29 protein-coding genes are annotated in these 26,388 nt (G+C 64.3%); 15 read left to right on the top strand and 14 right to left on the bottom strand.

Annotated elements, in window-relative coordinates; translation table 11 throughout:
* Positions 1–272 precede the first annotated feature (272 nt).
* The 4 genes from X743_RS141095 to msrA all read left to right on the top strand — a co-directional run bounded on the left by X743_RS141095 (position 273) and on the right by msrA (position 2,987).
* Entirely contained in the window at positions 273–599 is a 327-nt protein-coding gene (locus X743_RS141095; RefSeq protein WP_023768749.1) for a hypothetical protein, read from the top strand.
* A 360-nt stretch (positions 600–959) separates the two neighbouring features.
* On the top strand, positions 960–1,661 hold the full coding sequence (locus X743_RS141100) for a DUF1223 domain-containing protein (RefSeq protein WP_031258616.1): 702 nt from the start codon (positions 960–962) through the stop codon (positions 1,659–1,661).
* 107 nt (positions 1,662–1,768) lie between these two features.
* Positions 1,769–2,071, top strand: coding sequence for a hypothetical protein (locus tag X743_RS141105; RefSeq protein ID WP_031258614.1), 303 nt, complete (start codon positions 1,769–1,771; stop codon positions 2,069–2,071).
* 190 nt (positions 2,072–2,261) lie between these two features.
* Positions 2,262–2,987: a peptide-methionine (S)-S-oxide reductase MsrA gene (msrA, locus tag X743_RS141110; RefSeq protein WP_023768746.1), complete on the top strand. Its 726-nt coding sequence runs from the start codon at positions 2,262–2,264 to the stop codon at positions 2,985–2,987.
* 232 nt (positions 2,988–3,219) lie between these two features.
* On the opposite strand, the gene X743_RS141115 is transcribed toward msrA, so the two are convergent.
* The 3 genes from X743_RS141115 to X743_RS141120 form a co-directional block, all read right to left on the bottom strand.
* Positions 3,220–3,723: a hypothetical protein gene (locus X743_RS141115; RefSeq protein ID WP_023768745.1), complete on the bottom strand. Its 504-nt coding sequence runs from the start codon at positions 3,721–3,723 to the stop codon at positions 3,220–3,222.
* A 75-nt stretch (positions 3,724–3,798) separates the two neighbouring features.
* A complete protein-coding gene (locus tag X743_RS0137305) occupies positions 3,799–4,092 on the bottom strand; it encodes a hypothetical protein (protein WP_031258611.1) in 294 nt (97 codons plus the stop codon).
* Positions 4,070–4,342, bottom strand: coding sequence for a DUF4242 domain-containing protein (locus X743_RS141120; RefSeq protein WP_013892082.1), 273 nt, complete (start codon positions 4,340–4,342; stop codon positions 4,070–4,072). Before X743_RS141120 ends, X743_RS0137305 begins: the two co-directional genes overlap by 23 nt.
* Positions 4,343–4,564: 222 nt before the next feature.
* Here X743_RS141120 and X743_RS1000000173730 point away from each other — a divergent pair, with 222 nt between their 5' ends.
* Together X743_RS1000000173730 and X743_RS01000000169565 are read left to right on the top strand one after the other, a co-directional pair.
* The gene (locus tag X743_RS1000000173730; protein ID WP_245264332.1) at positions 4,565–5,539 is read left to right on the top strand and encodes an AAA family ATPase; all 975 of its coding nucleotides are present in this window, start codon (positions 4,565–4,567) and stop codon (positions 5,537–5,539) included.
* Positions 5,461–7,230 (top strand): LuxR C-terminal-related transcriptional regulator, encoded by a 1,770-nt coding sequence (locus tag X743_RS01000000169565; protein WP_023768742.1) that lies wholly within the window; start codon positions 5,461–5,463, stop codon positions 7,228–7,230. The genes X743_RS1000000173730 and X743_RS01000000169565 overlap by 79 nt, the downstream gene beginning before the upstream one ends.
* A 25-nt stretch (positions 7,231–7,255) precedes the next feature.
* Here the strand turns inward: X743_RS01000000169565 and X743_RS141125 are convergent, their stop codons facing one another.
* The 3 genes from X743_RS141125 to X743_RS1000000172485 all read right to left on the bottom strand — a co-directional run bounded on the left by X743_RS141125 (position 7,256) and on the right by X743_RS1000000172485 (position 10,101).
* Positions 7,256–8,260 (bottom strand): cytochrome d ubiquinol oxidase subunit II, encoded by a 1,005-nt coding sequence (locus X743_RS141125; RefSeq protein ID WP_023768741.1) that lies wholly within the window; start codon positions 8,258–8,260, stop codon positions 7,256–7,258.
* A 4-nt stretch (positions 8,261–8,264) separates the two neighbouring features.
* Positions 8,265–9,626, bottom strand: coding sequence for a cytochrome ubiquinol oxidase subunit I (locus X743_RS141130; protein WP_023768740.1), 1,362 nt, complete (start codon positions 9,624–9,626; stop codon positions 8,265–8,267).
* Positions 9,627–9,927: 301 nt separating this feature from the next.
* On the bottom strand, positions 9,928–10,101 hold the full coding sequence (locus tag X743_RS1000000172485; RefSeq protein ID WP_156934540.1) for a hypothetical protein: 174 nt from the start codon (positions 10,099–10,101) through the stop codon (positions 9,928–9,930).
* Here X743_RS1000000172485 and X743_RS141140 point away from each other — a divergent pair.
* Together X743_RS141140 and X743_RS141145 are read left to right on the top strand one after the other, a co-directional pair.
* Positions 10,100–11,026 carry an ABC transporter ATP-binding protein gene (locus X743_RS141140; RefSeq protein ID WP_023768738.1) on the top strand — a complete coding sequence of 309 codons (927 nt, stop codon included), beginning with the start codon at positions 10,100–10,102 and terminating at the stop codon, positions 11,024–11,026. The two genes, X743_RS1000000172485 and X743_RS141140, sit on opposite strands and share 2 nt — an antisense overlap.
* Positions 11,023–11,784, top strand: a complete 762-nt coding sequence (locus X743_RS141145; RefSeq protein ID WP_013892077.1) for an ABC transporter permease — start codon at positions 11,023–11,025, stop codon at positions 11,782–11,784. Before X743_RS141140 ends, X743_RS141145 begins: the two co-directional genes overlap by 4 nt.
* Before the next feature lie 67 nt (positions 11,785–11,851).
* Here the strand turns inward: X743_RS141145 and X743_RS141150 are convergent, their stop codons facing one another.
* Positions 11,852–12,889 (bottom strand): phosphatidylglycerol lysyltransferase domain-containing protein, encoded by a 1,038-nt coding sequence (locus tag X743_RS141150; RefSeq protein WP_023768737.1) that lies wholly within the window; start codon positions 12,887–12,889, stop codon positions 11,852–11,854.
* Positions 12,890–13,296: 407 nt separating this feature from the next.
* On the opposite strand from X743_RS141150, the gene X743_RS141155 reads away from it, so the two are divergent.
* The 3 genes from X743_RS141155 (at position 13,297) to X743_RS141165 (ending at position 15,759) form a co-directional block, all read left to right on the top strand.
* Positions 13,297–14,484 (top strand): NAD(P)/FAD-dependent oxidoreductase, encoded by a 1,188-nt coding sequence (locus X743_RS141155; RefSeq protein ID WP_023768736.1) that lies wholly within the window; start codon positions 13,297–13,299, stop codon positions 14,482–14,484.
* A gap of 112 nt (positions 14,485–14,596) precedes the next feature.
* Positions 14,597–15,082, top strand: coding sequence for a MarR family transcriptional regulator (locus X743_RS141160; protein WP_023768735.1), 486 nt, complete (start codon positions 14,597–14,599; stop codon positions 15,080–15,082).
* Positions 15,079–15,759, top strand: a complete 681-nt coding sequence (locus X743_RS141165) for a GNAT family N-acetyltransferase (RefSeq protein ID WP_023768734.1) — start codon at positions 15,079–15,081, stop codon at positions 15,757–15,759. The genes X743_RS141160 and X743_RS141165 overlap by 4 nt, the downstream gene beginning before the upstream one ends.
* Before the next feature lie 83 nt (positions 15,760–15,842).
* Here X743_RS141165 and X743_RS141170 read toward each other — a convergent pair whose 3' ends face one another.
* Together X743_RS141170 and X743_RS141175 are read right to left on the bottom strand one after the other, a co-directional pair.
* Positions 15,843–16,067, bottom strand: coding sequence for a hypothetical protein (locus X743_RS141170; protein WP_023768733.1), 225 nt, complete (start codon positions 16,065–16,067; stop codon positions 15,843–15,845).
* Positions 16,068–16,198: 131 nt separating this feature from the next.
* The gene (locus X743_RS141175) at positions 16,199–18,202 is read right to left on the bottom strand and encodes a PhoX family phosphatase (protein ID WP_023768732.1); all 2,004 of its coding nucleotides are present in this window, start codon (positions 18,200–18,202) and stop codon (positions 16,199–16,201) included.
* A 458-nt stretch (positions 18,203–18,660) separates the two neighbouring features.
* Here X743_RS141175 and X743_RS141180 point away from each other — a divergent pair, with 458 nt between their 5' ends.
* Positions 18,661–19,158, top strand: a complete 498-nt coding sequence (locus X743_RS141180) for a hypothetical protein (RefSeq protein WP_023768731.1) — start codon at positions 18,661–18,663, stop codon at positions 19,156–19,158.
* Positions 19,159–19,420: 262 nt separating this feature from the next.
* Here X743_RS141180 and X743_RS141185 read toward each other — a convergent pair whose 3' ends face one another.
* Positions 19,421–20,083: a response regulator transcription factor gene (locus X743_RS141185; protein WP_023768730.1), complete on the bottom strand. Its 663-nt coding sequence runs from the start codon at positions 20,081–20,083 to the stop codon at positions 19,421–19,423.
* The gene (locus X743_RS141190) at positions 20,080–21,477 is read right to left on the bottom strand and encodes a sensor histidine kinase (RefSeq protein ID WP_023768729.1); all 1,398 of its coding nucleotides are present in this window, start codon (positions 21,475–21,477) and stop codon (positions 20,080–20,082) included. Before X743_RS141190 ends, X743_RS141185 begins: the two co-directional genes overlap by 4 nt.
* 169 nt (positions 21,478–21,646) lie before the next feature.
* On the opposite strand from X743_RS141190, the gene X743_RS141195 reads away from it, so the two are divergent.
* Both X743_RS141195 and X743_RS141200 read left to right on the top strand, forming a co-directional pair.
* Positions 21,647–21,985, top strand: a complete 339-nt coding sequence (locus tag X743_RS141195) for a hypothetical protein (protein WP_010912538.1) — start codon at positions 21,647–21,649, stop codon at positions 21,983–21,985.
* A 28-nt stretch (positions 21,986–22,013) separates the two neighbouring features.
* Positions 22,014–22,715: a phosphatase PAP2 family protein gene (locus X743_RS141200; protein ID WP_023768727.1), complete on the top strand. Its 702-nt coding sequence runs from the start codon at positions 22,014–22,016 to the stop codon at positions 22,713–22,715.
* Positions 22,716–23,056: 341 nt separating this feature from the next.
* Here the strand turns inward: X743_RS141200 and X743_RS141205 are convergent, their stop codons facing one another.
* Complete coding sequence (locus X743_RS141205) at positions 23,057–23,683, bottom strand: DNA-3-methyladenine glycosylase (RefSeq protein WP_245264331.1); 627 nt, start codon at positions 23,681–23,683, stop codon at positions 23,057–23,059.
* Between the two features lie 115 nt (positions 23,684–23,798).
* A complete protein-coding gene (locus tag X743_RS141210) occupies positions 23,799–24,659 on the bottom strand; it encodes an ATP/GTP-binding protein (RefSeq protein WP_023768723.1) in 861 nt (286 codons plus the stop codon).
* Positions 24,660–24,772: 113 nt separating this feature from the next.
* Between X743_RS141210 and X743_RS141215 the strand changes: the two genes are divergently transcribed.
* Positions 24,773–25,567 (top strand): helix-turn-helix transcriptional regulator, encoded by a 795-nt coding sequence (locus X743_RS141215; RefSeq protein ID WP_023768722.1) that lies wholly within the window; start codon positions 24,773–24,775, stop codon positions 25,565–25,567.
* A gap of 5 nt (positions 25,568–25,572) precedes the next feature.
* Here the strand turns inward: X743_RS141215 and X743_RS141220 are convergent, their stop codons facing one another.
* Positions 25,573–26,379: a hypothetical protein gene (locus X743_RS141220; protein WP_023768721.1), complete on the bottom strand. Its 807-nt coding sequence runs from the start codon at positions 26,377–26,379 to the stop codon at positions 25,573–25,575.
* Positions 26,380–26,388: the final 9 nt, after the last annotated feature.

Below are 26,388 nucleotides of genomic sequence, written 5' to 3'. Positions count from 1 at the left end.
GATCCGGTCATGACCCGGGTCACCCGTCAGCCCGATCATGCATGATTCGAGAGACACAAGGGGTGCTCCAGGGAATGCCAACGTCTCACTCCGCTGGAACACCCCTCATCCGTCTCGGCGCTGTCGCGCCGATCCACCTTCTCCCGCAAGGGGAGAAGGAAGAACTCCAGCCCACGATCACAAACCGGTGAGCGCTGTAAGCGGCAAGGTATTGGCGGCGTGGGTCGGCATGGTCTAACGTGCCAGTATCTCGGCTCTTGGAGCAGAACGCGATGTCAGGCCCCGTGCTGCGTGTGTCCATTTTGCGTTGCGATGCCACGAAGTTCGCGCTGTTGCGAGGGATGATGCTGGACGACGAGGCAGCGCTGCGGCCCGGCATCGAGGCCATGCCCGGGCTGCTGGACTTTTACGCTGGCGCCGACGAAGCGACATCGTCGCTGATCAACACCAGTGTGTGGGACACGCTGGAGCATGCCAGGCAACTCGATACCTTCCAGCCCATGCTGGATGCAGGAAAACGATTTGTAGCGGAAGGCGCAACGTTCGAGCCGCCGATCATGCACTACACGCCGCTGTGGCGTTTTGGGCAGTTAGCATAAGCCTGAGTAATGGCTCCCTCTTCCTTCTCCCCTTGCGGGAGAAGGTGGCCTCGCGTAGCGAGGTCGGATGANATAAGCCTGAGTAATGGCTCCCTCTTCCTTCTCCCCTTGCGGGAGAAGGTGGCCTCGCGTAGCGAGGTCGGATGAGGGGTGCCCCAGGGAACGCCAACGTCTCATTCCGCTGGAACACCCCTCAACCGTCTCGGCGCTGTCGCGCCGATCCACCTTCTCCCGCAAGGGGAGAAGGGAAGAACTCCAGCTCCGATCACAAACCGGTGAGCGCTGTAACGAAACGGCGGAGGACGGCGAAGTGGGGATATCGGCGGCGCATCGCAGCGCCGTCCCCACGGAGCAAAGTCGATGCCGAGATCATCAGCCGGAAGGTTCGCCCTGTTGTCCAGCCTGGGCGCGCTTGCGCTCGCGGCTAGCCTCGGTGCGGCGGCCGCGCAGCCGCTCACCGTGGTCGAGCTGTTCACCAGCCAGGGCTGTTCCTCCTGCCCGCCGGCCAACGCCAACCTCATCAAGGTCAAGGACCAGCCCGGCGTGCTGGCGCTGTCCTTCAACGTCACCTACTGGGACTATCTCGGCTGGAAGGACACTTTCGGCAGGCAAGAATTCACCCAGCGCCAGGTCCGCTACGAGCCAGCGCTCGGTCGCGACGGGCCGTTCACGCCGCAAGTGGTGGTCAATGGCCATGCCGATGGCGTCGGCGCCGCGTCCGGCGAAATCCAGCGCCTGATCTCCAGCACCGGCCACACCAAGGGCCCGTCGCTGTCGCTTGATGGCGGCAAGGCGGTGATCGGCGCCGGTTCGGTGCCGGGCGGCAAGGCCGATGTCTGGCTGGTGCGCTACACCAAGGGCGTCGTCGAGGTGCCGGTGGCGCGCGGCGAAAACACCGGCCGCACGCTGCCCCACGCCAATGTCGTGCATGCGCTGACTAAGCTCGGCAGCTGGACCGGTGACGCCACCGCGCTCGATCTGCCGGCGGCTTCGGGCGGCTTGAGCACCGCCGTGCTGGTGCAGTCGCCGGGCGGGCCGATCCTGGCCGCGGCGACCAATTAGAGTTCACCGGAGCGAAGATCACGCTCCCGCAGAATTTGCGCAACGCCGCACGAGCGGCGCCGCAAGACCCCGGCCGCCAAAGCGCGAGCCCACCCAAGGAGACCACCATGACCGTTCTTTCCCGCCTGACGCTGCCGGCGCTCGCTCTCGCTCTGTGCTCGACGGCGCTGCTGGCCGGCGGCATCGCCCGCGCCGACGACGCCACCAACGCGATGAAGCCGGCAGCCAATGCGATGAAGCCCGCGGCCGACGCCATGAAGCCGGCAACCGATGCGATGAAGCCGGCCGATCCGATGGCCACCAACGCCATGAAGCCCGCCGACAACGCCATGAAGCCGGCGGCGGACGCCATGAAACCCGCTGCCGACGCGATGAAGCCGGCGGCGGATGCCATGGCTCCGGCCAACTGAACATTGGCCGTGGCCGCTGTCCCTGGCGGGCTCCCTGTCCAGCCGGGGACAGTCCCTGGAGTTCTCGTAAAGTGCATGTCCGGCAAGTGCATGGCGCACATGAATGTGAGCCCATTTCGCAACTCACGGATCGCGCCGTCTTATCTGATCCAATAGACTGGTCCCAATGCAAGCCATAAGGAGTGCAACCATGATCACTACCAAGAACCGTTCGATCGGCTTTGCCAGGGGTGCGCTGGCAGCCCTCGCGCTCGCCGCGGCGGGCGCGACCTTCTGGCTGACGCCGGCCGTCTCGGCGGAGGACGCCGTGGTGATCCCGCCGCCCGCGATGGACGAAAAGGCCGCAGGCGGCAGCGAAAAGGCAATCTTCGCCGGCGGCTGCTTCTGGGGCGTGCAGGGCGTGTTCCAGCACGTCAAGGGCGTCAGCATGGCCGTTTCCGGCTACACTGGCGGCGCCAAGGACGACGCCGTCTACGAGACGGTCGGCTCCGGCCGCACCGGCCACGCCGAATCCGTCGAGATCACCTACGACCCGTCGAAGGTCACTTACGGCCAGCTGCTGCAGGTCTATTTCTCGGTCGCCCACAACCCGACGCAGCTCAACTACCAGGGTCCGGATTCCGGCACCCAGTACCGCTCGACGATCTTCGCCGAAAACGATGCGCAAAAGAAGATCGCGCAGAGCTACATCGCCCAGCTCGACCAGGCCAAGCTGTATCCCAAGCCCATCGTCACCACGATCGAGACCGGCAAGACCTTCTACCCGGCCGAGAACTATCACCAGGACTTCCTGACGCTGAACCCGACCTATCCCTATATCGCCTACAACGATCTGCCCAAGGTGGCGAACCTGAAGGCGCTGTTTCCCAATCTCTACAGCGAGAAGCCGGTGCTGGTGCAGGCGGCCAGCAACTAAGGCATCCAGCGGTTTGCAGGAAACAGGTGAAAATTTGCGCGGGGAGCTAACACTCCCCGCGCCCTCGGGACCAATCGGTATGCCACCCGCCCCCAGCCCAGTATATGGGCTGACGCCGATCGGTCCTTGGCCTGGCGCGGGCACGCTTGGGATCGTCCCACACCAGGGCTGAAGCAATTCCAGGAAAAGCGTCAGACAAGCGATGGAGCCGGGCGCGATGCCGGCATCCGGTTCAGTCGCTCATCGTCACCGCGTCGCACGACACGTTCGGGTTCATGTCGGCGAAGGTGCCGGTCGGGTTCTTCTTCCACGCCCAGACATGCAGCTCGTAGAACGGTCCAAGGCCATAGCGGTTGGGCGCGCTGTTGAAGTTGAACAGCTGGCCTTCGAGCGAGGCCGGCCCTTTCGAGGTGATGTATTCCACCGCCACCAGCTTCAGCTTGCCGTCCGCCATCGGCTCGTACATCACGGCCTCGGGCTTTGCCAGATCGACGGCATCGTCCTTCAGGTAGGCCGCGTTGACATAATGGATGCCCATGGCGCCGCCGGTGATGCCGCTGGCGCAAGGGATCGGCGCATAGCCTTCCGCGGTGGCCATCGCGACGTTCTCGAAACGGCTGTTGGCTTTGCGCACCTTCTCGTCCAGCGCGCCGCTGTCATGGGCGCTGGCCGCCGTGGCTGCGATCGACAGGACCGACAGGTTGATGAGGTGCTTGGTCCACAGATGGATGTTCATTGTCTCTCCATTCATTATTGAGGGTGCACCAGGAGCGGCCTGCCGCCCCCGCTGCGAAGTCGGATCTGGACTGGATCAGCGGTTCGACCGGGTGAAGTCCCAGTATTGCGGCAGCTGCTCCACGAGCTCCGGCAGGCCGATGTCGCGCCTCAGATAGTCGCCCTGCGGAGGCAAGCGGCGCCGGCGCGGGCGCAATGGTGGCAACAGCAACGAGGCGACCCGCCGGAGAACGCGGCCCAGTAATGGGTCGCGTCCGACCGGCCTCGAGGCCGCCCACACCTCGCTGGACGCGTGGTCAGGCAAGCCGCCATAACCGCGAAGGGCAGTTGGATGCTCATTGTCGGCATCAACGGTAAAAGTAAGGGTCAAGAACCCGCACCTCCGTGATCTTGTCGACCGGCAGCATGTTCTTCTGGGCGGTGGCGCGGATCGCCTCCGGGGAGGGCGCGTCATAGACGCAGAAACTCTGCTTCTTGTCGGCCGAAACGAAAGACTGCACCCAGGTGACGCCCTTCTCGGCGTTGCGCATGATGACGCCGCCCATCGCATCGGCGCCGGCTTCATTCATCGGCACGTTGAGACCATCCGGAAAAGTACGTTCAACAACATAGCGAGGCATATCGGGTTTCCCTTTTTCATGGATTTGACACTCGGTTTCGAGCGCTGGGGCCTTTGACCACGCTCGCCAAACCCGCGCATCGGAACCATTCCCCATATTTGCCGGGACGATTCCCCATGTTTGCAACGTTGGTTGTCCGGAGCCACACAGCGGATACCGAACCCACCTATAGTGGCGGCTGAACGCGACACGACGGCAAATCAGGCCACAATCGAGCGGATGATGATGCTTCTGGAACGGCAGACACAGCTGGAGCACCTGGACGGCCTGTTGGCGGAAGCCATGCGCGGCCACGGCCACGTAGCGGCCTTGTCGGGCGAGGCGGGCGCCGGCAAATCGGCGCTTGTCGAGGCCTTCATCGCCGAAGCCGGCGAGCGGGCGCGCATCTTGCGCTCCGCGTGCGAGGACCTGTCGATCCCCGATCCGCTTGGCCCGCTCTACGATCTGGCGCGCGAGGCGCAATGGCCGCTGCCGCAGGCGATCGATGCCCGGCAGGGCCAAAGACTGCCCCTGTTTTCCGACGCCCTCGCAGTGTTCGAGAGCAAGGGCCGGCCAACATTGCTGGTGATCGAGGACCTGCACTGGGCCGACGACGCGACCCTCGATTTCATCAGGTTCCTCGGCCGGCGGATTGCCAACACCCATATCCTGCTGCTCCTGACGGCGCGCACCGACCGCAGCGAAGGCCAGATGCGCGTACGCCGGGCGCTGGGCGAAATTCCGGCGGGTAGCATTACCCGCATCGAGGTGCCGCTGCTGAGCGAGGCGGCGGTGCGGTCCCTGGCCGCGAGCGCCGGGCGCGATGGCGAGGCCATCTACCGGGCCACCGCCGGCAACGCTTTTTTCGTCACCGAGCTTTTGTGCGCCGACAACGAGACGATGCCGCCCGCCAGTGTGCGCGACGCCGTGCTGGCGCGCGCCGAGCGGCTGTCCGCCGGCGCGCGTTCGATGCTGGATGCGGTGTCGGTGTTTCCGCGCCGTGCCGACGCCTGGGCCTTGCAGGGCCTGTGCGGCGTCGCCAGCGCCGGCCAGCTGGCCGAATGCGTGTCGAACGGGCTGCTGGACGATCTGGGCGATGCCTATGCTTTCCGCCATGAGATCGCCCGCCGCGCCATCGNGTGTCGAACGGGCTGCTGGACGATCTGGGCGATGCCTATGCTTTCCGCCATGAGATCGCCCGCCGCGCCATCGAGATGACGCTGACGACCAGCCACAGGCGGCAGTTCAACCAGCGGGCTCTGTCGGCGCTGCTCGAAAGGGGAGACATCGCCACCGCGCGTCTGGTGCATCACGCGGTCGAGGCCAGCAATTTCGAGGTGGTGCGGGAGTTGGCGCCGCTCGCGGCGCGCGAGGCATCAAGGGTTGGCGCCCATCGCGACGCCGCCGGCTACTATGAAGTTGCCCTGCGCCAGGCGGACGGCCTGCCCGCCGAAGAGCGTGCCGCGCTTTATGAGCAATATGCCTTCGAATGCCACTTGATCGGCCGCATCGACGACGCCATCGCGGCGCAGGAACACGCGCGCAAGCTGCAGCGGGATCTGGGCAAATTGCTGAAGGAAGGCAATAGCCTCAGGTGCCTGTCGCGCTTCGCCTATCTGCTCGGGGATCGAAAGAGCGCGGATTTGTTGGGCGCCCAGGCCGTCGCGTTGCTGGAGACCGCGCCCGCCGGCCCGGAACTGGCGATGGCCTATTCCAATCTCTCGCAGCTGGCGATGCTGTCCGAAAGGCTCGACGTGGCATTGTCGCTGGGAGACAAGGCGATCAAGCTGGCCGGGCTGCTGGACCGGCCCGACATCTTCTGCCACGCGCTCAACAATGTCGGATCCGCCGAGCAATGGCTGGATCTGGCCAGCGGCCGTCAGCGCCTTGCCCAGAGCCTCGAAATCGCCATCGAGCAGAATTTTCAGGAGCACGCGGCGCGCGCCTTCACCAACAGCGCCTGTGTCGAGATGAACCAGCTCGGCTACGGCGAAGCGCGATCCCTGCTAGAGCGCGGCATCAACTACTGCGTCGAAAACGACCTCGTCACCTGGCGCGATTACATGCGCGGCGTGCTGGCCCAGCTGCGGCTGCGTCAGGGACAATGGGATTTGGCGGAGGCCGAGGCGCTCGACCTGCTTGCCAATGACCAGGCGACGGCTCTTGTGCGCTATCCCGCCGTGGTGGCGCTGGCCAGGCTGCGGGTCCGGCGCGGCGACCCCGGCACCGCGCCGCTCTTCGAGGAGATGATGCGCTTCCTGGAAAGGGGCGGGGAACTGCAAAGGCTGGCGCCCTATGCGTTGCTGATGGCCGAGCGGGCATGGCTCGGGCAAGCCGACACGGACGAGGCGCTGGACCTGATCGACGCTGCCGAGAGTCTGTCGCCGACGCGGGCCATATTCGCCGAACTGGCCTGCTGGCGGCAGGTGCTGGCGCCGGATTGCGACCCCGGCGACACCACGGGCATGGCCGAACCCTACCGGATGCTGCTGGGCGGCGACTGGCGGGGGGCGGCTGATGTGTGGGCCGGAATGGGCGCTTCCTTCGAGCGCGGGCTCGCGCTGATGCAGGGCGACGAGCCGGCGCAGCGGTCGGCGTTGGAGATTTTCGAGCGCCTCGGCGCCGGGGCGGTGGCACACAAGGTGCGCGAGATCATGCGGCGCAACGGCGTCAACAACATCGCGCGCGGCCCGCGCCAGACCACGCGCGCCAACAGCGCCGGCCTGACGCAGCGCCAGATGGAAGTGCTGCAACTGATCGAGCGCGGCCTCTCCAACAAGCGGATTGCCGAGCACCTCGCCATTTCGCCGAAGACGGTCGATCACCATGTCTCGGCGGTTCTGGGAAAACTGGACGCCATTTCCCGTGGCGAGGCGACGGCGGCGGCACGCGATTCCGGACTGATCTGAAACTCCGGCAACCGGCGCCGGTGCGTCAGTCGTAGGTCAGGTCCGTCGCCTTGCCGCCGAACACGCGGTAGGCATAGAAGGAATAGAAGATGATGATCGGCAGCACCACCACGGTGCCGGCCAGGATGATGGCCAGGCTTTCCGGCGCCGAGGCCGCCTGCCAGATGGTCAGTTTGTCGGGCACCACGAACGGATAGAACGACCAGGCAAGGCCGGCAAAGCCGAGCATGAAGATCGCGGCCAAGGTCAGGAACGGCGTCAGCGCATGGCGGTCGTCGGGCTTCGGCAGATGGAAGGTCTGCCGCCACAGCCACAGGAACAGCAGCGCCGACAGGATAGGCAGCGGCGAGAGATACAGCATCTGCGGCCAGACGAACCATTTGTCGAAGATGCGCGGGCTGGCAAACGGCGTCGCCAGCGACACCGCCACCATGCCGAGCGCGGTCAGCACCAGTGCGGTGCGCAGCCAGCGCACCGCCTTCTTCTGCAACTCGCCTTCGGTCTTGTAGATCACCCAGGCCGCGCCCATCGCCGCGTAGGCGGCGGCCAGGCAGAAAGCCACCAGCACGCCGAACGCCATGCCGCCCAGGCCGACATCGAGGCCGAGCACATACACGCCAAGCATATAACCTTGCGCCAGGGAGGCGATGATGGATCCCAGGAAGAAAATACGATTCCAGCGGTGCTTGCGCTCCGTCGGCACCTTGGCGCGGAAATCGAAGGCGACGCCGCGCAGGATCAGCCCGACCAGAAGCACGAACACCGGGATGTAGAGCGCGGTCAGGATGACGCCATGCGCCATCGGGAAGGCGACCAGCAGCAGGCCGACGGCCAGCACAAGCCAGGTCTCGTTGGCGTCCCAGAACGGACCGATCGCGGCGATCATCGTGTCCTGCTCGGCATCCTCGGCGGCTGCGAACAGGATGCCGATGCCGAGATCGAAACCGTCGAGGATGACGTAGATCAGGATGGCGAGGCCCATCAGGCCGGCGAAGATGAGGGGAAGCAGGGTTGGCCAGTCGTAGGTCATTTTCTCACTCCCCCGCCGCCGGCTGCGACATCGGTGCGTTGAGCACGCCCGGCAGCGGCGATCTATCGCCGTCCTTCGCCGCCTTCAGCGCCAGATGCACCAGCACGCCGAGATAGGCGATCAGCAAAAGCACGTAGAGAATGAGATAGATGGCGAGCGTCAGCGCGACATGGCTGCCGGCGACCGGACCGACGGCATCGGCGGTCTTCAGCACGCCCGTCACCAGCCAGGGCTGGCGGCCGATCTCGGTGGTGTACCAGCCGGCCAGCGTCGCCAGCCAGCCCGACAGCGCCATCGGCACCATCAGCAAGGCGAGCGGTTTCGGCAGGCTGTGGCGGCGCTTGAGGAAGAAGGCGGCCGACCACGAGACGACAAGCATCAGCAGGCCGGTGCCGACCATGATGCGGAAGCTCCAGAAGATCGGAAAGACCGGCGGATGATTGCCGGGATAGTCGTTCAGCCCCGGCACCACGCCGCTGGTCGAGTGCCGCAAGATCAGACTCGCCCCATCCGGAATCGTGATCTCGAACTTGTTCTCCTTTGCCGCCTCGTCGGGGAGTGCGAACAGGACCAGCGGCACGTTGGGCCCGGTGTTCCAGTTGGCCTCCATCGCGGCGATCTTCTGCGGCTGGTGTTCCAGCGTGTTCAGCCCATGCTGGTCGCCGGCAAGGATCTGGATCGGGATCAGGATCGCGGCGGTGAAGACGCCGGTGCGCAGCGCCTTCCACATCGATTCCGAACGGTCGCCATAGAGGTAGCGCAGCGCCGAAAGGCCGGCGATCAGGAACGACACCGTCAGGCCCGACGCCAGCAGCATGTGCACCAGCCGGTAGGGCATCGACGGATTGAAGACAATCGCCCACCAGTCGACGGCGTGTGCCTTGCCGTCGATCATCTCGAAGCCGGTCGGCGTCTGCATCCAGGAATTGAGCGCGATGATCCAGAAGGCGGAGACGGTGGTGCCGCCGGCCACCAGCACCGTCGCCAGCGTGTGGATGCGGTTCGACACCCGGCGGAAGCCGAACAGCATGATGCCGAGGAAGGCCGCCTCCAGGAAGAAGGCGGTGAGGATTTCGTAAGCCAGCAGCGGCCCGGCGATGTTGCCCACCGTTTCCATGTAGCCCGGCCAGTTGGTGCCGAACTGGAAGCTCATGGTGACGCCCGAGACCACGCCCATGGCGAAGGACAGCGCGAACACCTTCACCCAGGTGAAATAGGCCCGCATCCAGGCGGAATCATTGGTCGCGTTGTAGCGCAGCTTGAAGAACAGCAGCACCCAGCCAAGCGCAATGGTGATCGCGGGAAACAATATGTGGAACGAAATATTCGCGCCGAACTGCATGCGCGACAGTATGAGCGGGTCCATGGCAGGCTCCGGCTGCTTCCAATATTCGCGAAAGATAGGCCCGTCTCGCCGGTCGGTCAAAGCGGCTTCCCGCCGCGAGGCGGAACGCCGCAGCGCCCCGCCAATATGACGCATGCGGCTCTACGCCGTCGTTTCGGGTACCTCGCCAAGCGCGTCCGCGAACTTGCGCATCTTCAGACTGATCACGGCTTCGCGCACACGCCGATCGGCGGCGCTTGGCAGGCTGGCGGCTGACGACAAATTCTACGTCAAGGACAGCCAGCGAGCGTTGGACCGGAAGCTCTTTTCGCACGAATAGGCACTATCCAGAAGCAAACACTGCTGGTCCGCCCGGGGCCGGCGCTTTTTTTGCCATGCATGTCGCCCGGAATGGCATGGCTTTGTCCAGAATTGTCAGGAGCGGCATTGACTTCCGGCCCTGCGCACCGACATTCAGCGCAACAAAAATCTCTTTCAAGCAGCCTTTTTCACTCATGCCCTCCATCCTGACCATTTCCGGGGTCTCCAAGACCTACGCCACCGGCTTCACAGCGCTCAAGGAAGTCAATCTCGACATCGAGCGCGGCGAGATTTTCGCGCTGCTCGGCCCCAATGGCGCCGGCAAGACGACGTTGATCTCGATCGTCTGCGGCATCGTCAACCGCTCGACCGGCACGGTCATCGTCGACGGCCACGACATCGGCAAGGACTACCGCGCCGCACGCAGCCTGATCGGCTTGGTGCCGCAGGAACTGACCATCGACGCCTTCGAGAGCGTCTGGGCCACGGTCAATTACAGCCGCGGCCTGTTCGGCAAGCCGGCAAACCACGCCTTTGTCGAGAAGGTGCTGCGGGACCTGTCGCTGTGGGACAAGAAGGACGCCAAGGCGATCACGCTCTCGGGCGGCATGAAGCGGCGCTTGATGATCGCCAAGGCGCTGTCGCATGAGCCTCGCATCCTGTTCCTCGACGAGCCGACCGCCGGCGTCGATGTCGAATTGCGCCAGGACATGTGGGCGATGGTGCGCCGCCTGCGCGAGGACGGCGTCACCATCATCCTCACCACCCATTACATCGAGGAGGCCGAGGCGATGGCCGACCGCGTCGGCGTCATCAACCGCGGCGAGATCATCCTGGTCGAGAACAAGGCCGAACTGATGCGCAAGCTCGGCCGCAAGCGGCTGGTGCTGGAACTGCGCAATCCGCTGACGACGATCCCGGAAGCCTTCTCGCACTATGCGCTGGAGCTGTCGCCGGATGGCGGGCAATTGACCTACACCTATGATAACCAGGCCGAGCGGCCGGGCGTCGCCTCGCTGATCCGCGACCTCGAGGCCGGCGGCATCCAGTTCCGCGACATCGACACGCAGAACTCTTCGCTCGAGGAGATCTTCGTCAATCTGGTGAGGAGGGAGCCATGAACCTTCGCGCTGTATGGGCGATCTACCGGATGGAAATGGCACGTGCTTTTCGCACCGTGCTGCAGAGCATCGTCTCGCCGGTCATCTCGACATCGCTCTATTTCGTCGTCTTCGGCTCGGCCATCGGTTCGCGCATCACCGAGATCGACGGCATCAGCTACGGCGCCTTCATCGTACCGGGGCTGATCATGCTGTCGCTTCTGACGCAGTCGATCTCCAACGCCTCCTTCGCCATCTACTTTCCCAAATTCGTCGGCTCGATCTACGAGCTTCTGTCGGCACCGGTCTCCTATCTGGAGATCGTCATCGCCTATGTCGGCGGCGCGGCCACCAAGTCGATCATCCTCGGCCTGATCATCCTGGCCACCGCCTCGTTGTTCGTGCCGCTGCACATCGAACACCCGTTCTGGATGCTGGCCTTCCTGATCCTGACGGCGGTGACCTTCAGCCTGTTCGGCTTCATCATCGGCATCTGGGCGAAGAGTTTCGAGCAGCTGCAGCTGGTGCCGCTGCTGATCGTCACGCCGCTGACCTTCCTCGGCGGCAGCTTCTATTCGATCCACATGCTGCCCGGCATCTGGAAGACGATCACGCTGTTCAACCCGGTGGTGTATCTGATCAGCGGGTTCCGCTGGAGTTTTTACGGCAAGGCCGATGTCTCGGTCGGCGTCAGCCTCGGCATGACGCTGGTGTTCCTGGCCGTCTGCATAGCGATCGTCGCCTGGATCTTCCGGACGGGTTATCGGCTGAGGAATTGAGGCGGGCACTCACGGGCAGGTCTGTCGAGATTCAGGCCGGGCCGGCATCACTTGAATAGCGGCAGACCTAGATCGCCTTGACCAGTCGTAGCAGCCCCAGCATCTCGATATAAGTCCCCTTGCGGAAGGCGACATAGACCGGCTCTTCGACGCCATGGAAACGGCGCTTGAAGGCCGCCTGGCCTTGCAGGTTGAACCTGCGGCGGTTGACCCATGGCGACGAATAGGTGCGCTGGAAGGTGTTGCGCCAGAAATCGCTTTCGGCAAACCCGCTCTGGGTCACGTCGACGAGCGGCGACAGGCCAAGCGTGACCACTGAGATGCCTTCCTCGCGAAAACGGTCGACCGCGAATTTGGTCAGGCCGATCTCGGCGTGCGGCGAGGCATCGATATGCTTGCGCTTGAAGGCTGTGGTGTAGCCGATGACCTTGCCGTCGCGAAATATCGGATCGAAATCGAGCAAGGCAATAAGGTCGCCGTCCGGGCCATGCAGGACGAAGCGGCGCATATCGGTGCCGAGCTGATCGTAAAACGGACGGTTGAGGAACCCCATTTCCCAGCGCTTGACGATGCGGTCGCCGCGCCAATTGTCGGAGAGCCGCTGTATCTCGTCGAGATGGATCGTGCGTTTGTCCTCGTCGAACGAAAAGCCCTTCTTTGAAAGCCAGCGTTCGGAATAGCGCACGGTCTCGTTGCGCTTGCCGGAAAAATCATGTTCGGGCAGGACAAGGCGGGTGTCGATGCCCAGCCGGTTGACCTTGTAGCCGAGCCCGGCCAGCACGCGCGCGGTCTCTTCGCCGATCTGCACGAACCACGGGTCGCCGGCGGTCTCGACGAAGCGCCTGATGTAGTCGGGCCGCCGGGCCGGCGCCGCCACCGGGTCGCCAAGCGCGAAATGATGCTTCATCTTGGTGCCGAAGGCGATGTAGCCGTTGGCGTCGCCAAAATAGGAGAGCTTCGCTTGCACGGCGGTGGAATAGGCGAGCGAGAAATCGCCGTGGCGGCGCACGATCTCCAGGCGTTCGACATGCGTCAGTTCCTGGCGCTCGACCTTGGGCGAGGCACCCTCAAGGATTTTGTCGAAATAGATCCGCAAGGAGGGCATGGTCGAGATTTCCGCGTGCCGTCTGTGGCGCGACGTGTCTGTCGACACGCAGGACGCGCCACGGCGCCTTGTTTTTTCGCGGGAAGCCGAAATCGGTTGCCGGTTTCGAATTCCTGCGTCGGTAACGGGATCCGCCCCCGGACCTCGAATCAATCACATTGCCGCGACCTGATTATCGCCGATGCCGCCGATATGCCATATAGGGCGCGATGTATTGGGACAGAAGCCGGCAATCGGCTGCGGCCGGCGTGGCGGTGGAATGCTCCGGAGCGCAGCCGCAGCTTGGCGCGGGCCTCGAAAATCGCTGCCGATCCGCTGTATCGGGGATCCTGCCCGCAATCAGACGGTTACAGCGCCCTGCGAGCCTTGCGGGGATGCTATTGTGGTTGAACGGGACCGAAGAGTGAATGGCTGATACGACAACCAGACAGATGATGGAACAGGTGGCGGCGGTCGAGCCGGCGATCGTCATTGGCGCCGGCGCCGCCGGACTGGCTGTCGCACAGGCTTTGATGAAGGCCGGCGTGCCGACGTCGATCCTGGAAAAGGAAAGCCGGCTGGCCGAGCCCTGGCATCGGCGGCACCGGCAGCTGCGTCTCAACACCCACCGCGATCTCTCCACGCTGCCCGGCCTTGCCTATCCCACGGGTACACCCGCCTTTCCGCCAAGGGAGGTCGTCATCCGCCACATGAACGACTTCAGGGAGACGAACCGCCTGCCGGTGGAGTTTGGCGTTGCCGTCGAGACCATCGTCTTCAGGGGCGATCATTGGGCCATACGCACCAGCGCCGGGCCGCGCCTGGCGCGTCATGTCGTTGTCGCCACCGGCCGCGACAGGCAGCCCTTCACCCCGCAGTGGAAGGGCATGCAGGCCTTCGCGGGCCGGATCGTCCATTCGGCGGATTTTGGCGACGCGACGACCTATGCCGGCAAGAAGGTGCTGGTCGTCGGCGCCGGCAATTCGGGCTTCGACGCGCTCAATCATCTGGCCGACGTGGATACGTCCGCGATCTGGCTGTCGGCCCGCAACGGACCCGCCCTTCTGCCCAAGCGGATCGGCAAGATTGCCGTGCATCGGCTTTCGCCGCTCATGGCGCGCTTGCCGACCCGCATTGCCGATGCGGTGATCGCGGCGACACAGCGCCTGGTTTTCGGGGACCTCACCAAATTCGACATGCCGCCCGCGCCGTCGGGCGGCGTCAGCCGCCTGACCTCGGACTACACCGCGATCGCCGCCGATGACGGCGCCGTCGACGCCATCAAATCGGGCAAGATCGTCGTGGTGCCGGCGATACGAGAGTTCACCCGCGACGGCGTGATCCTGGCCAATGGCAGCCTGATCGGTCCCGACATCGTCATTGCCGCGACGGGCTACCGCACCGGGCTGGAAAGCATGGTCGGCAATCTCGGCGTGCTCGACAGCAAGGGCGTTCCGCTCTTCAACGGCGGCGAGGCCGATCCGAAACTGCCGGGCCTCTGGTTCACCGGCATGCGGCCGAGCATTCGCGGCTGTTTCGCCAATGCCGCCATACTGGCCAAGGCGATCGCCAGGCGAATTGCCGGCTCCTCCTCCGTATCCGGCGCATCGGGCTGATTCAGGTCGAGGCGACGGAAAAACGTCGATATTCGTCTGTCCGCCATCGCCTTGACTTATTTACTTGCCTTGTTATATAACATGTTATGGTTATGCATCGAACGGATTGATCATGGAAGATGTTCTGCGATCCCTTGGATATCTCTGCCTGGGCAGCCGGCTGAAGCGCATAGGCGAGCAATTGCAGGCCGATGCGCAGCGCGTGCTCGATGGCCTGGAGGTTCCGCTTCAGTCGAGCCAGTACCCGTTGCTGGCCGCGCTCGACAGGCTGGGGCCATTGGCTGTCGGCGAACTGGCGCAGTCGCTCGGGCTCACGCAGCCCGGCGTGACGCGAAGCGTGTCGCTTCTGGCCGAGTTGGGCCTGGTCGAAGCCATCCAGTCGGACGGCGACCAGCGGCGCAAGATGGTCTCGCTGACCAGGAAGGGCCAGCGCCTGGTCGACGTTGCGAAACGGGACGTCTGGCCGCGCATCGAGCGCGCCGTCGCGGATCTGTGCCGGGATCTTTCGGGGCCGCTTCTCGATCAACTCGCCGCCATCGAGGACGGCCTGGCCATGGCCCCGCTCGATCGGCGCGTGAAAAAAGGGGCAGCGCAATGAAACATGTTCTCGACCGGCCCGTCTGGAGCGCGCTGGAGACGCGGCATCGGGCTTTCGCGCAAGGCGGCAAACTCGCCAGACGCTATTCGCCGTCGATCGCCCTCTTTGCCGCCACCGCAGCGGACGATGCTGAAAGCCTGCGGGCGCTCAGTGACCTTGTCGATCCAAGCGAAAGCGTGATCATGCTACAGGCCGACGCGATTGTCCTTCCGGCCGGCCTCTCGGCAACACTGTCGGCGACCGCCGTTCAGATGCTCGCCGACGCGCCCGTGCAGGCCGTGTCTGATGAGCGCGTGCAGCGCCTGACGCACGATGATGTGGCCGAGATGCTGGCACTGACCACGCTTACCAAGCCCGGCCCGTTCACGTCAGGGGCGCTGAGCCTCGGCGACTTCTGGGGCGTGAAGGTCGAGGGCAGGCTGGTGGCGATGGCCGGCGAGCGCATGAAGCAGCCTGGCTATAGCGAACTCAGCGGCGTGTGTTCGCATCCGGAGTTTCGCGGCGCCGGCCTCGGCCGGCTGTTGTCCGTGTTCGTCGCGAATCAGATTTTAGCCCGCGGCGAAATCCCTTATCTTCACGCATATGCCACCAACACAGGCGCGATAAAGCTGTACGAATCCATCGGCTTCAGACTTAGAAGCACGATCAATGTGGCTGTCGCTCAGCGTGCCAGATAGAGCGACCCCAGGAAAATGTGAAACGGCATTCCGCCAGGAACCGGCCACCCCAAAAAGCCCGAGCAGTTCCTTGCCCCTGGCGTTCACGCCGATTTCGATTCCAGCCGCCGGAAACCGACGGCTTCCATCAGCATGTCCTCGTCGACCATGCCGGCATTGTGGAGCGCAAGCAGGGTGAGAGCCAACTCGCGCGCCTCGGCCGATTCGGGACGCGCTTCGCGCCGTCGGCAGGCCTCGTCGAACACGCGTTGCAGCCTGGCGATATCATCGGGTTTGAGCAGGCCACGGTCATAAACGGACTTAGGCATGGCGGTCTCCTGAAGGAAGAGTTAGGGCGCCATTCCTAAATTGCCAATCTTTCCCGAGGCTTGAACGGTTCAGGCCGGATGGGCCCCGGATCGCCGAGGCCTATCCCGCAATTGCAAACCGGCGCCTGATATCAGACAGCGATCTTGCCGCCACCCTGTTTCGTGATCGCGACAACAGCCGGCCGTACCGGCATGTCCGGTTTGAAATCCGGCCAGCGGGTCGACAGATCCTCATAATAGGATGGGCGACCGAACGCTTCCCAGTCCTCGCCGCCGTCGCCCGGATGCTGGACGGCGACGAAGGCGGTCTGGTCGTCGGGCGCAAACAGCGGGCCGCACATTTCGGCGCCGATCGGCACGCGGAAGAACAGTTTTGAGGTCGCCCGCGCCGATCCCTCCGTGTCGACCGCCCACAGGCCGTCGGTGCGGCCGGTGGCCTTCGGCCCCTGGCCGTCGGTGGCGACCCACAGGCGCCCGGCCGAATCGACCGCGCAATTGTCGGGCATGCCGAACCAGCCATTGGCCGTCGTCGCCGTCGAGAAGGTGGCGCCGACATCGGCCACCGAGGGATCGCCGCATTTCAGCAGCACTTCCCATCTGCCTTTGGCAGCGGCAAAATCGCCGCCCTCTTCCGAAATTTCGATGATGTGCCCGAAGGCGTTCCCGGCGCGCGGGTTGGCGGCGTCGACCTGGTCGGCCTTGCGCTTGGAATTGTTGGTCAGCATGACATAGACCTTGCCGTTGACGGCATTGGGCTGAATGTCCTCCGGGCGGTCCATCTTGGTGGCGCCGAGCAGGTCGGCGGCCCGGCGCGTCTCGATCAGCACGTCGGCCTGGCCGGCGAAGCCGTTTTCGGCCGTTAGCGGCCCCTGGCCGAAGACGATCGGCAGCCATTCCACCGAACCATCCTCGGCGAACTTGGCGACATGCAGCGTGCCGTCGTCCAGCAGGTCCTTGTTGGCGGCGCGGTCATTGGCATTGAAGGTGCCCTTGGTGACGAACTTGTAGACATAGTCGAAGCGCTCGTCGTCGCCGAGATAGAAGACGACGCGGCCATCCCTGGCGACGATCGATTCGGCGCCTTCGTGCTTGAAGCGGCCCATGGCGGTGCGCTTCCTCGGCGTCGAGGTCGGATCGTTGACGTCGACCTCGACGATCCAGCCGAAGCGGTTGGCCTCGTTAGGCTCCCTGGCCAGGTTGAAGCGGTCGTAATGCGCGCCCCATTCGTAAGCGCCTTCAGGGATGCCGAGGCGCTTGTAGTTGGCGGCCTCCTTGTGGCCCTCCGGCAGTTCGCCGGAGAAATAGCCGTGGATGTTCTCCTCGGACATCACATAGGTGCCCCAGGGCGTGACGCCGCCGGCGCAGTTGTTGATGGTGCCGATGACCTTGGTGCCCGATGGATCGGCATTGGTCTTGACGCGGTCATGGCCGGCGACCGGGCCCGATAGCGCCATTTCGGTGTTCGAGGTGATGCGGCGGTTGAGCTTGCCGTCGCGCACCACTTGCCATTTTCCCGAGACCTTGCGGATCTCGACGATGGTGCCGCCATGCGCGGCCATCTCGACATCGACTTGCTCCTTGCTGAGCGGCGCGACTTCGGCCGCCTTCTTGCCGTCCTTGTCGACGATCTTGACGATGCCGGGGAACATCAGATGCGGGTTGGTGTATTCGTGGTTGACCACCAGCAGGCCATGCTCGGCCGAGCCGTCGATCGGGATATAACCGACATAGTCGTTGTTGTAGCCGAACTGCCTGGCTTGGGCTTCGGCCGACTGTTTGGCCGGATCGAACTCCGGCGAATCGGCAAACAGCGGATCGCCCCAGCGCAACAGCACGTCGGCGTCATAACCCGGCGCGACATGGTGCTTGTCATCGATGCCGGCCTCGAGTTCGTCGAATTTGAAGGCGGAGCCTTCCGCGGCACGGGCTTCGTCGGCGCTGACAAGTGCCAGCGGGCTGACGGTGGCGGCAATCGCCGAGACGGCGAGCGATCCTTTCAGGAACCCCCGGCGCGAAAACCGCGCGGCGATGATCTCGCCCATGGTGCGGTTGTCGGTGGGATTGATGGCCGGTCCGTCGTTTTCCTCGAGCAGGCTGGTGCGAAATTTGGCGTCGGGGGCGCGATGTTCGGTCATTGGGGCCTCTGGCTTTGGAGTGGCTGGAGCTTGTGTCTTTCGACCCCTTACAGTCGGCCGATCACATTTTCGTGACATGAGAGTCACTTTTAAACGACATTCCGCGAAGGCCGGCAAGGCGGCCGTATCCGCTTGTGCCGGGGAGCCGCGAAATGGGTTCTTGAACAGGCCAGGCAAGGGGTTCTTTCTGTCACCTCCGCCACTCCCGCCAGAGGTGACCTTCAGGCTCGACGGCTGTTGTCTCCCGTCGGCGGTGGTGCGCGGCGCGGCCGCTCCATTGCCCGCGAGGCGGGTTCTCAGGCATCCGAGATGGGACTTTAGTCCAAGCTTGCGCTTGCAAAGGTCTTGGGTGACAAACGCAACGGTCGGAGGTTGCTTCCGGTCACCACGTCTTTCGGCGATGTTGGTTGCACTGCAACGTTGGGATGGGCACGCCGGCTCAATCGACGGAGATCAGGATGTACGGATCGATCACGGCCCGTTGCCGACGGCTGACGCTCGGATCGGCGGCTTTCCTGGCGCTGACTCTCGCCCCCTATCAGATTGCCCTTCACGGCTCCGCCCTTGGAATCGACGCCGCTAGCGCACAGGCCGCCGGCGGTGGCCATGGCGGCGGTAATGGCGGTGGCAACGGCGGTGGTAGTGGAGGCGGCAACGGTGGTGGCAATAGCGGCGGCAACAGCGGCAATGGCAACAGCGGGAACGGCAACGGCAATAGCGGCGGCAATTCCGGAAAAGGCGGCGCCGCCTCCGGCAAGGGCCAGAGCGGCAGCCATGTCAACGCGGCGACCGGCGACAAGGTCGACATCAATGGCAGCACGATCACGGTCGAGCACCCGGACGGCTTGACGGAAAAGATCGAGAACGGCCGTTTCAGAATGCAGGATGCGCTCGACCGAACGATCGTCGACCGCCCGGCCACGCCGGCCGATGTCAAACGTCTTAATGCTTTGTGAATCCGGGCCTTGTGGAGCTGGTCAACAGGCAACGGCCGGCTTCGCATGTCACCTCCGCCGCCCCCGGCGGAGGTGACCTCGTTTATCCGGCCTAGCTAGAGCAATTCCAGGAAAAGTGTGACACGGTTTTCTCGGGAAAAGCGCGTAGCGCTTTCCCTTGGGAATTGCGTTAAAACAAAGAGATAGAGCGGTTCGCCGTTTCCTTGAAACGGTGAAATGCTCTCGCGCGGTTTCCCGCATGGCGCCGGCATAGCGACGGCGTCTATGCGCGGTTCCGGTCGCGGTCGCGAAACTCACGCATCATCAGGGCCGCCTCGGTGCGGTTTCGCGCGTTGAGTTTCGACAGCACGCCGGTCATATGGTGCTTGACGGTCTTCTCCTGCAGATCCAGCCGCAGGGCAACTTCCTTGTTGCTGAGCCCCTCCGCCACCAGCCGAAGGATCTCGCTCTGCCGCTCCGTGAGTTGCCGCAGCCGGTCCGCCATGCCGTCGGCGGGCTGCTGGGACTGGAGATCCGAAAGCAGCCGCGCCGACAGCATCGGCGAAAGATAGCTCTCGCCTGCCACCACGTTGCGCAGGATGTCTGCGAGCGCACGCGACCCGACACCTTTGAGGACATAGCCGTGTACCCCGGCGTTCAGGGCCTTGGTCACGTCGGCATTGGCCTCCGAAACGGTCAGCATGACGATCTTCTGGGCGGGATGGCTGGCAAGGATGCCTGCGACCGCGGTCAGGCCGCCGCCCGGCATGGAGATGTCGAGCAGCAGAATGTCGGGCCGCGCCGTCGACGCGATGCGTTCGGCGTCCTGCGCGGTCGCGCCTTCGCCGACCATCTCGAAGCCGCCGATCTCCGACAGGCTGCGCGTCACGCCTTCCCGAAAGAGCGGGTGATCGTCGATGATGGCGATACGAATGGTCTCGGTCATGCTTGCTCCTCAACCGATAAACTGATCACCAAGCGCGTACCTTGCGGTCCGGTCAAGGTTTCGAACTGGCCGCCAATGCTTTCGACCCGCTCCCTGAGGCCGGCGAGCCCCAATCCCTCGACCCGTGTCGCCGGGTCGAAGCCTGGCCCGCCGTCCGATACTTCGACGAAGAGCCGGCCGCCTTTCATTCCGGCGGCCACCGCCTGATCCTTGCCCCGGCCGTGGCGATAGGCATTGTTCAGCCCTTCCTGTACGAAACGATAGATGCTGATCTTCTCCGAAGCGCCGGGTTCGGGCAACTGCCCTGGCAGCGTGAGCGCCACCGACGTTCCGGTTCGGCGCTCGTGCTCTTTGACGGCCAGCCGCAATATTTCCGTTGCCCCGGCCGTCTCTATCTGTGGCAGGACAAGGCCGTTGCAGATGCCGCGTATCTCTTGCATCGCATCCTCGAGCGTCTTGCGGATCATTGCCACTTCGGTCGCGCGGTTCCCCTCCCAATGGTCATCGCCGGTAAACACCGGGCTGTCCATGCGCAGCGCCGCCAGGGCCACGAGTTGGGCCGGCCCGTCATGCAGGTCGGCGCCGATGCGGCGCAAATATCTTTCATTGAGCGCCGTGGCGCGGCGGGACGCCCGCTGCACGCGCTGCCGCAAGGCGCTGTTCTGCGCCACTAGGCCCTGCAGCTCCGACACCTGGCGGCGCAGCGCTCCGCGCTGGTCGTCGATGGTGCGGCTGCCGCGCAGCACGATCCCCGACAGGAGCAGGAATGCCGTCAAGGTGGTGCCGGCCACGATCAGCCAGCTCGACAGCAGGGCGGAGGCCAGCGTGGCTTTGAAATCGGTGGCGATTTCGTAGAATTCGGTGACCGCCACCACATCGCCGGACCAGGGTTCGCGCACGGGATTGTAGATCTCCAGCAACGGTTCGCCCGAAGCCCGCTCCTTCTCTTCGTTTTCGTCAAACGTGTCGAACTGGGCAGCGACGTTGCCCTGGAAGGCGGAACGCAGGTGGTCGTTCAGATCGAAGCGGCGGCCGATCAAGGAGGAGTCTTTCGAATAGAGCACGGTGCCGTCGCGGCGCCAGAGCCTGAACGAGACCAGGCGCTTGCCGAGCGCGCCCTGGCCGAGCGTTTCGTCGAGCGCCTGCTTGACGGAGTCGCTGAGCTCCTCGCTCTTGCGCAGGTCGGGCAGCAGCGGCGCGATCACGCTGTCCACATAAAGCGCCGTCGTGGCGGCCGAATTGCGGGTGACGCCGTCCCGGATCTGCGTCGTCACCCAGGCACCCACCAGCAGCATGACGACCAGAAGGCCAAAACCGCCGGCAACGAGGAATTGCACAGCGAGCGAAAGCTCGCTCCAGCGCCGCGCCAAGTTCTGAAAGATGCTGCGTATCATGAGCCCCTGACCGCCCTTCGATCGACAGGCTGAGCGGCGTCGGTACATTGAGCCTCCGTCTTGCCGTTGCCAAGGCCTTCGTTTGAACGAGGCCGCTTGACGTCCCGGCGCGCTTCGGAAACAAGGGCCGCGGCACACGCGGCGGGCGCCGCTTCTAGGGGAGGGGACGTTGAGTTTTTCGGGATTGCTGCAGCTTGGCTTTTCTACGGTCATCTTCCTTCTGGCGGCGACCGCGGCCAAGCAATGGGGATTGGCGCCGAGCCTGGGCAAGATCCTTCTGACACTCGCGCTCTATTCGCTGGGCAATCTGATCATGCTGCGGCTGATCCGCGAATTCGGCATGTCGGTGTCGTTCAGCCTCTCGGCGGTCATCCAGCTGGTCTCTGTCAACGTCGTGGCGCTGGTGTTCTTCGGCGAGCGCGTCAACGCACTGCAGGCGACCGGCATCATGCTGGCGATCGCCGCAGTGGCGCTGATCACGCTCGGGCCCTATCTGCAAGGACGATGATAGAGATGACGGCTGCGGTACCGGTCCGATGAAAGACACCGCCACCACCTTGCTCAACCGGATCGAATTCCCGGTCCTGCTGGCCGGCCTGGTTATCGCCGGCGGGCTATGGGGCTTCGTGGAACTGATGGAACTGGCGCGGACAACCGAGCCGCATGCCTTCGACACCGAGATCCTGCTTGCCTTCCGCCAGGCGGGGCAGCCCGGCGTTCCGCTCGGCCCGCCATGGCTGGAAGGGGCAATGCGCGACATCACCAGCCTCGGCAGCACCAGCGTGCTGGTGCTGATCACGACGGCGACGATCATCTATCTGCTGTTGATCCGCAGGCCGGGAACCGCACTTCTCATCTTCGTCGCCGTGGCCGGCGGCCAGCTTCTGTCGAGCCTGTTGAAAGTCGGCGTCGACCGGCCCCGGCCCGAACTCGTTTCGCATCTGGTCAACGAGACGTCACTCTCTTTTCCAAGCGGCCATGCGATGCTGTCGGCAGTGACCTACCTCACGCTCGGTTCACTGGCGGCGCGCTTCCTGCATGGCCGGGCGACCAAGATCTACGTTCTGTCGCTCGCTGTGCTGACGGCGGTGCTGGTCGGCGTCAGCCGCATCTATCTCGGCGTCCACTGGCCGTCGGATGTGCTGGCGGGCTGGTGCGCGGGCTTCGCCTGGGCGATGCTGTGCTGGTTGGTGGCGCGGCTTCTGCAGCGGCGCAAGGTGGTGAGCGACGATGCCTGATGGGGTCTGACCGAGCGCCTCGGCTGTGCGTCAGATCAATCGGTTGATCACGTGCCCGCATCCCGTCAGCATGAAAATTGTCGACACCAGGCATGCCGACGTCATCAACGCCCTGAAAATGGTCAATCGCATTACCCCTGCCCAAACCAAAACACCCTAGCCTGCAATTTCCGGGAAGTATCAGAAAAATGGAAAAGGGGTCCGGCCGATGATCGCTGCCGCGCGGATACATGCCGAATCGGCCTTGGCCGGTATCGACCAGAAGACACGCGCCGAGTGCAATTGGCGGGGAAGTCTCTTCGCTTCCAACTTCCATCAGGAGGAAGAGAGCGGCCGCGTCCTTATCGATTGAGCGACCTTGGACCGCTGACGAATGGGTTGCCCCTGACATAAAACCGCAGCAGCCGGTCGGCATCCTTCGAAATGCCGATCCTGATGCCCTGTCCGATGTCGCCGGGTGCGTGATTATCGCTTGCGAGCCATAGCGGGCCCTTCCGGCAAAGATCGAGCCCGTCGAGCGAACGATCGATCCGCAGCGCCATCGCCAGCCGTCCCGGTCCGCGCGCCAAATCGCGCAGGCGCTCGACACTGCGGTTCCGTCGCATGATCGCGATGCCTTCGAGCGGCTCGAGAGCCCTGATCAGAACGCCGGTGCCGATGCCTTCCATCCCGCTCGAGACGTTCAGCATGTATGACACACCATAGGCGAGATAGACATAGGCGTGCCCCGGCTCGAGGAACAGCGAACGGTTGCGCGGGGTCATGCCCCGGTAGCCATGCCCGGCGGCATCGCCGACGACATACGCCTCGGTCTCGACGATGCGGCCGCTGGCCACGCCTTCGGTCAATTCCCGCACCACCAGCTTGCCGATAAGATAACGGGCGAGAGCGGCTGTATCGTCAGGCAATTCCGAACGGGCGATCGGGCGGTAGGAGGTCATGGCGGCCGGATTCTCAGGGGGGTCCATCCATGCCAAACCTCCCTGACTGTCGTTGTCGATGGACCGTCCTACCACGGTCCATCTCACGACTGTTAGCGAAAGTCGCGCGGGATGGCGCGGGATGGCCCCGACGCGCCGGTGCTCAATCGAGCTTCAATGCAGCGACCTCGCCCTCGTTCATCAACGGCACGTAGAGGATCGACTTGCCGTCGGTGCCGATGTCGGCGCTGCCCGGCTTGAAATGCGCCACTGCTTCCGGCGCACCGTCGGCCCTGTATCGGTAGAGCGTGCCGGTCATGTAGGCGGTGGCATAGATGGTGTCGCCGATGGCGACGACGCCGTCGAGGTCGGCGAATTCCTGCGCGCCAGGCAACGGCGACACCGCCCGGCTGGCGAGGTCCACGGCCAGCAGCCCGCCCGGCTCCGCGGTGCTGAAGTCGGGCTTGATGCCCTTGCCCCAGGAGGCGACGATCAGCCGGTTGCCATCGGCGAACACGCCGTTGGGCGAGGCCAGCATCGGATCCCCAGTGAACAGCTCGGGCCTGTCGCCGTCGATGCGGTAGATCGTGTCGGCCAGCATGTCGGTGACATAGACCTTGCCCGTATGATCCGATGTCATGTCGTTGAGGAAGACGGCATTCGGCACGGCGATGCTGGCGACCAGCCTGCCGCTGGCGAGGTCGACGACGCGGATTTTGGTGATGTCGGCGACATAGAGCTTGCCGCCCGATATCGCCATGCCCTTGGGCGCGTCCATGCCGTCGCTCCAGTGCTGGGCCACCGTCTTGCCGTCCGGGGACAGCACGCTGAGATAGCCATTGCCGTCGGCATCGCCGGGGTTGCCGACGATGTTGGAAACGATGATGCGGTTGTTGGCGGCGTCGAACAGCGCCGATTCCGGCTGTTCGAGCCCCTTGGCGCGCCAGAGCTCGCCGGCCTGGGCAGCCGGTGTGGCGGCGATGCCGATGGTGGCGGCAAAGGCGGAAATGATGAGGCGGTTCATGGCTGGTCTCCTGTGATGATGGCGGACAGCTATGATTTTCGATACGTCTCGGGAAGCCACATTGCCGCTAGTATCGAATATCGATACGAGACTCCCGGCAAGAGGTGCATCCCATGAACGGTCTGATCTTCGAGGCGCTGAAGCGCACGCTGAAGGCGAAGGGCGTCACCTATCGCGAGCTCGCCGAGCGCATGGGCGTTTCCGAGCCGACCGTGAAGCGCATCTTCCATGAGAAGAACTGCAAGCTCGACCGGCTGGTCGAGATCTGCGCGGCTGCCGGCGTCGAGCTGGAAAACGTGCTCGGCTCGATGAACCGGGGGCCGGGGCCGGTCAACCACATCGCGCCCGAGATCGAGCGCAGGCTCGCCGGCCGGCCGGCGCTGCTGTTCATCTTCGTCATGCTGTCGGAAAAATTCACGCCGCAAGGCATCATGCGCTCGCAAGGCCTGAGCGAGGCCTCGATGTTCCTCTATCTGCGCGATCTCGAGGAACTCGGCCTTGTCGCACTCGGGCGGGGACTCACGGCGAGGCTGCTGGTCGAGACGCCGATCCAGTGGAATTTCGAGGGGCCGCTCAGGCCGCTGTTCGAGATGACCAACAAGAACTTCATCGGCTGGGCCATCACGCACATCGAGAAGGAGGCGACCTTCGTCAGCTTCTCCAGACGGATGCGGCCGGAGACCGCCGAGATGGTGCGGCGCGAAGCCGAGGAATTGGCCGACCGCGCCAGGCTGCTTGCCCATCACGACCAGCACACCACGCCCGAGGACGGGCTCACCGGTTACAAATGGACGTTCGCCTTCGGGGCGACGCCGTTTCCGGCGATCATGCCGATCGGCCCGCATCCGCGCGATGCCAGTGCGCGAGAGCAGTCCGCCGCAAAAGGGCGGCGCCCGCTTCCGGCTTGAAAGGATTATTCTGCGGCCTTCGTCTCCGCGTCCGCAGCCTTGTCGTCCCAGGTCACGGCCCGGTAGTCGAAGCCATATTCCAGGGTCGGCTTGACGATGCGGAAATAGGGCGACAGGTCGAAGTCGCGCGGCGTGTACAGCGAGTGGTGGCGGATGTGCAGGATTTCCTTGCGCGAATAGCTCGACTGCGCCGAGGCGCGGCCGGGCGCGCGGGTGATCTCGGGCAGGATCGGATAGCGGATCTGGCCATAGGCCTCGGCAATCAGCGTCGAGCAGATGGCGCGCGTCGGGTCGCCCGAGCCGAAGGCCAGCATGCGGCGGCGCCAGCGCACAGGCACCGGCGGCGTCGGCAGGAAAAAGCGCAGCATGTCGAAGATATTCTTGAGGTCGTATTTCAGGCCAAGCTTGCCGACCATGAAGGCGACGACCATGTCGCGGTCCTCCGGCGCCAGGCCGCTCGCCCGGCAAATGCGGGTGTTGTAGGTGCGGTAGCGCGACAATGGCACGGCGACGCAGCCTTCGCCCATGGTGACCTCGATAAGCCGCGGCCGCTCCGCTCCGTCTTCCGGCTTGGGCAAGGCATCGCCGACATAAAAGGCCGCATGCGACCATGTCGACTGGGTAAGGTACTTGATCGCCGCCGAGATCCTCTGGTTGCCCTCGACCAGCAGGATGTCGCCGGGCTCCAGCGTGCGGCGCAGCGTTTCGGCATCGGATGGCGTGTAGGGCTCATAGCCCGAGGATTCTTCCTGCAGCCGGCCGGCAAGCCAGCGGCCAAGGCGGTCGAGAAGCGTGTCGGCCGGCGCGGTCATAGCAGAGCG

The sequence above is a fragment of the Mesorhizobium sp. LNHC232B00 genome (assembly GCF_000502435.1).
Classification (GTDB): Bacteria; Pseudomonadota; Alphaproteobacteria; order Rhizobiales; family Rhizobiaceae; genus Mesorhizobium; species Mesorhizobium opportunistum.
This window is presented reverse-complemented; position numbering and strand designations above follow the sequence as displayed.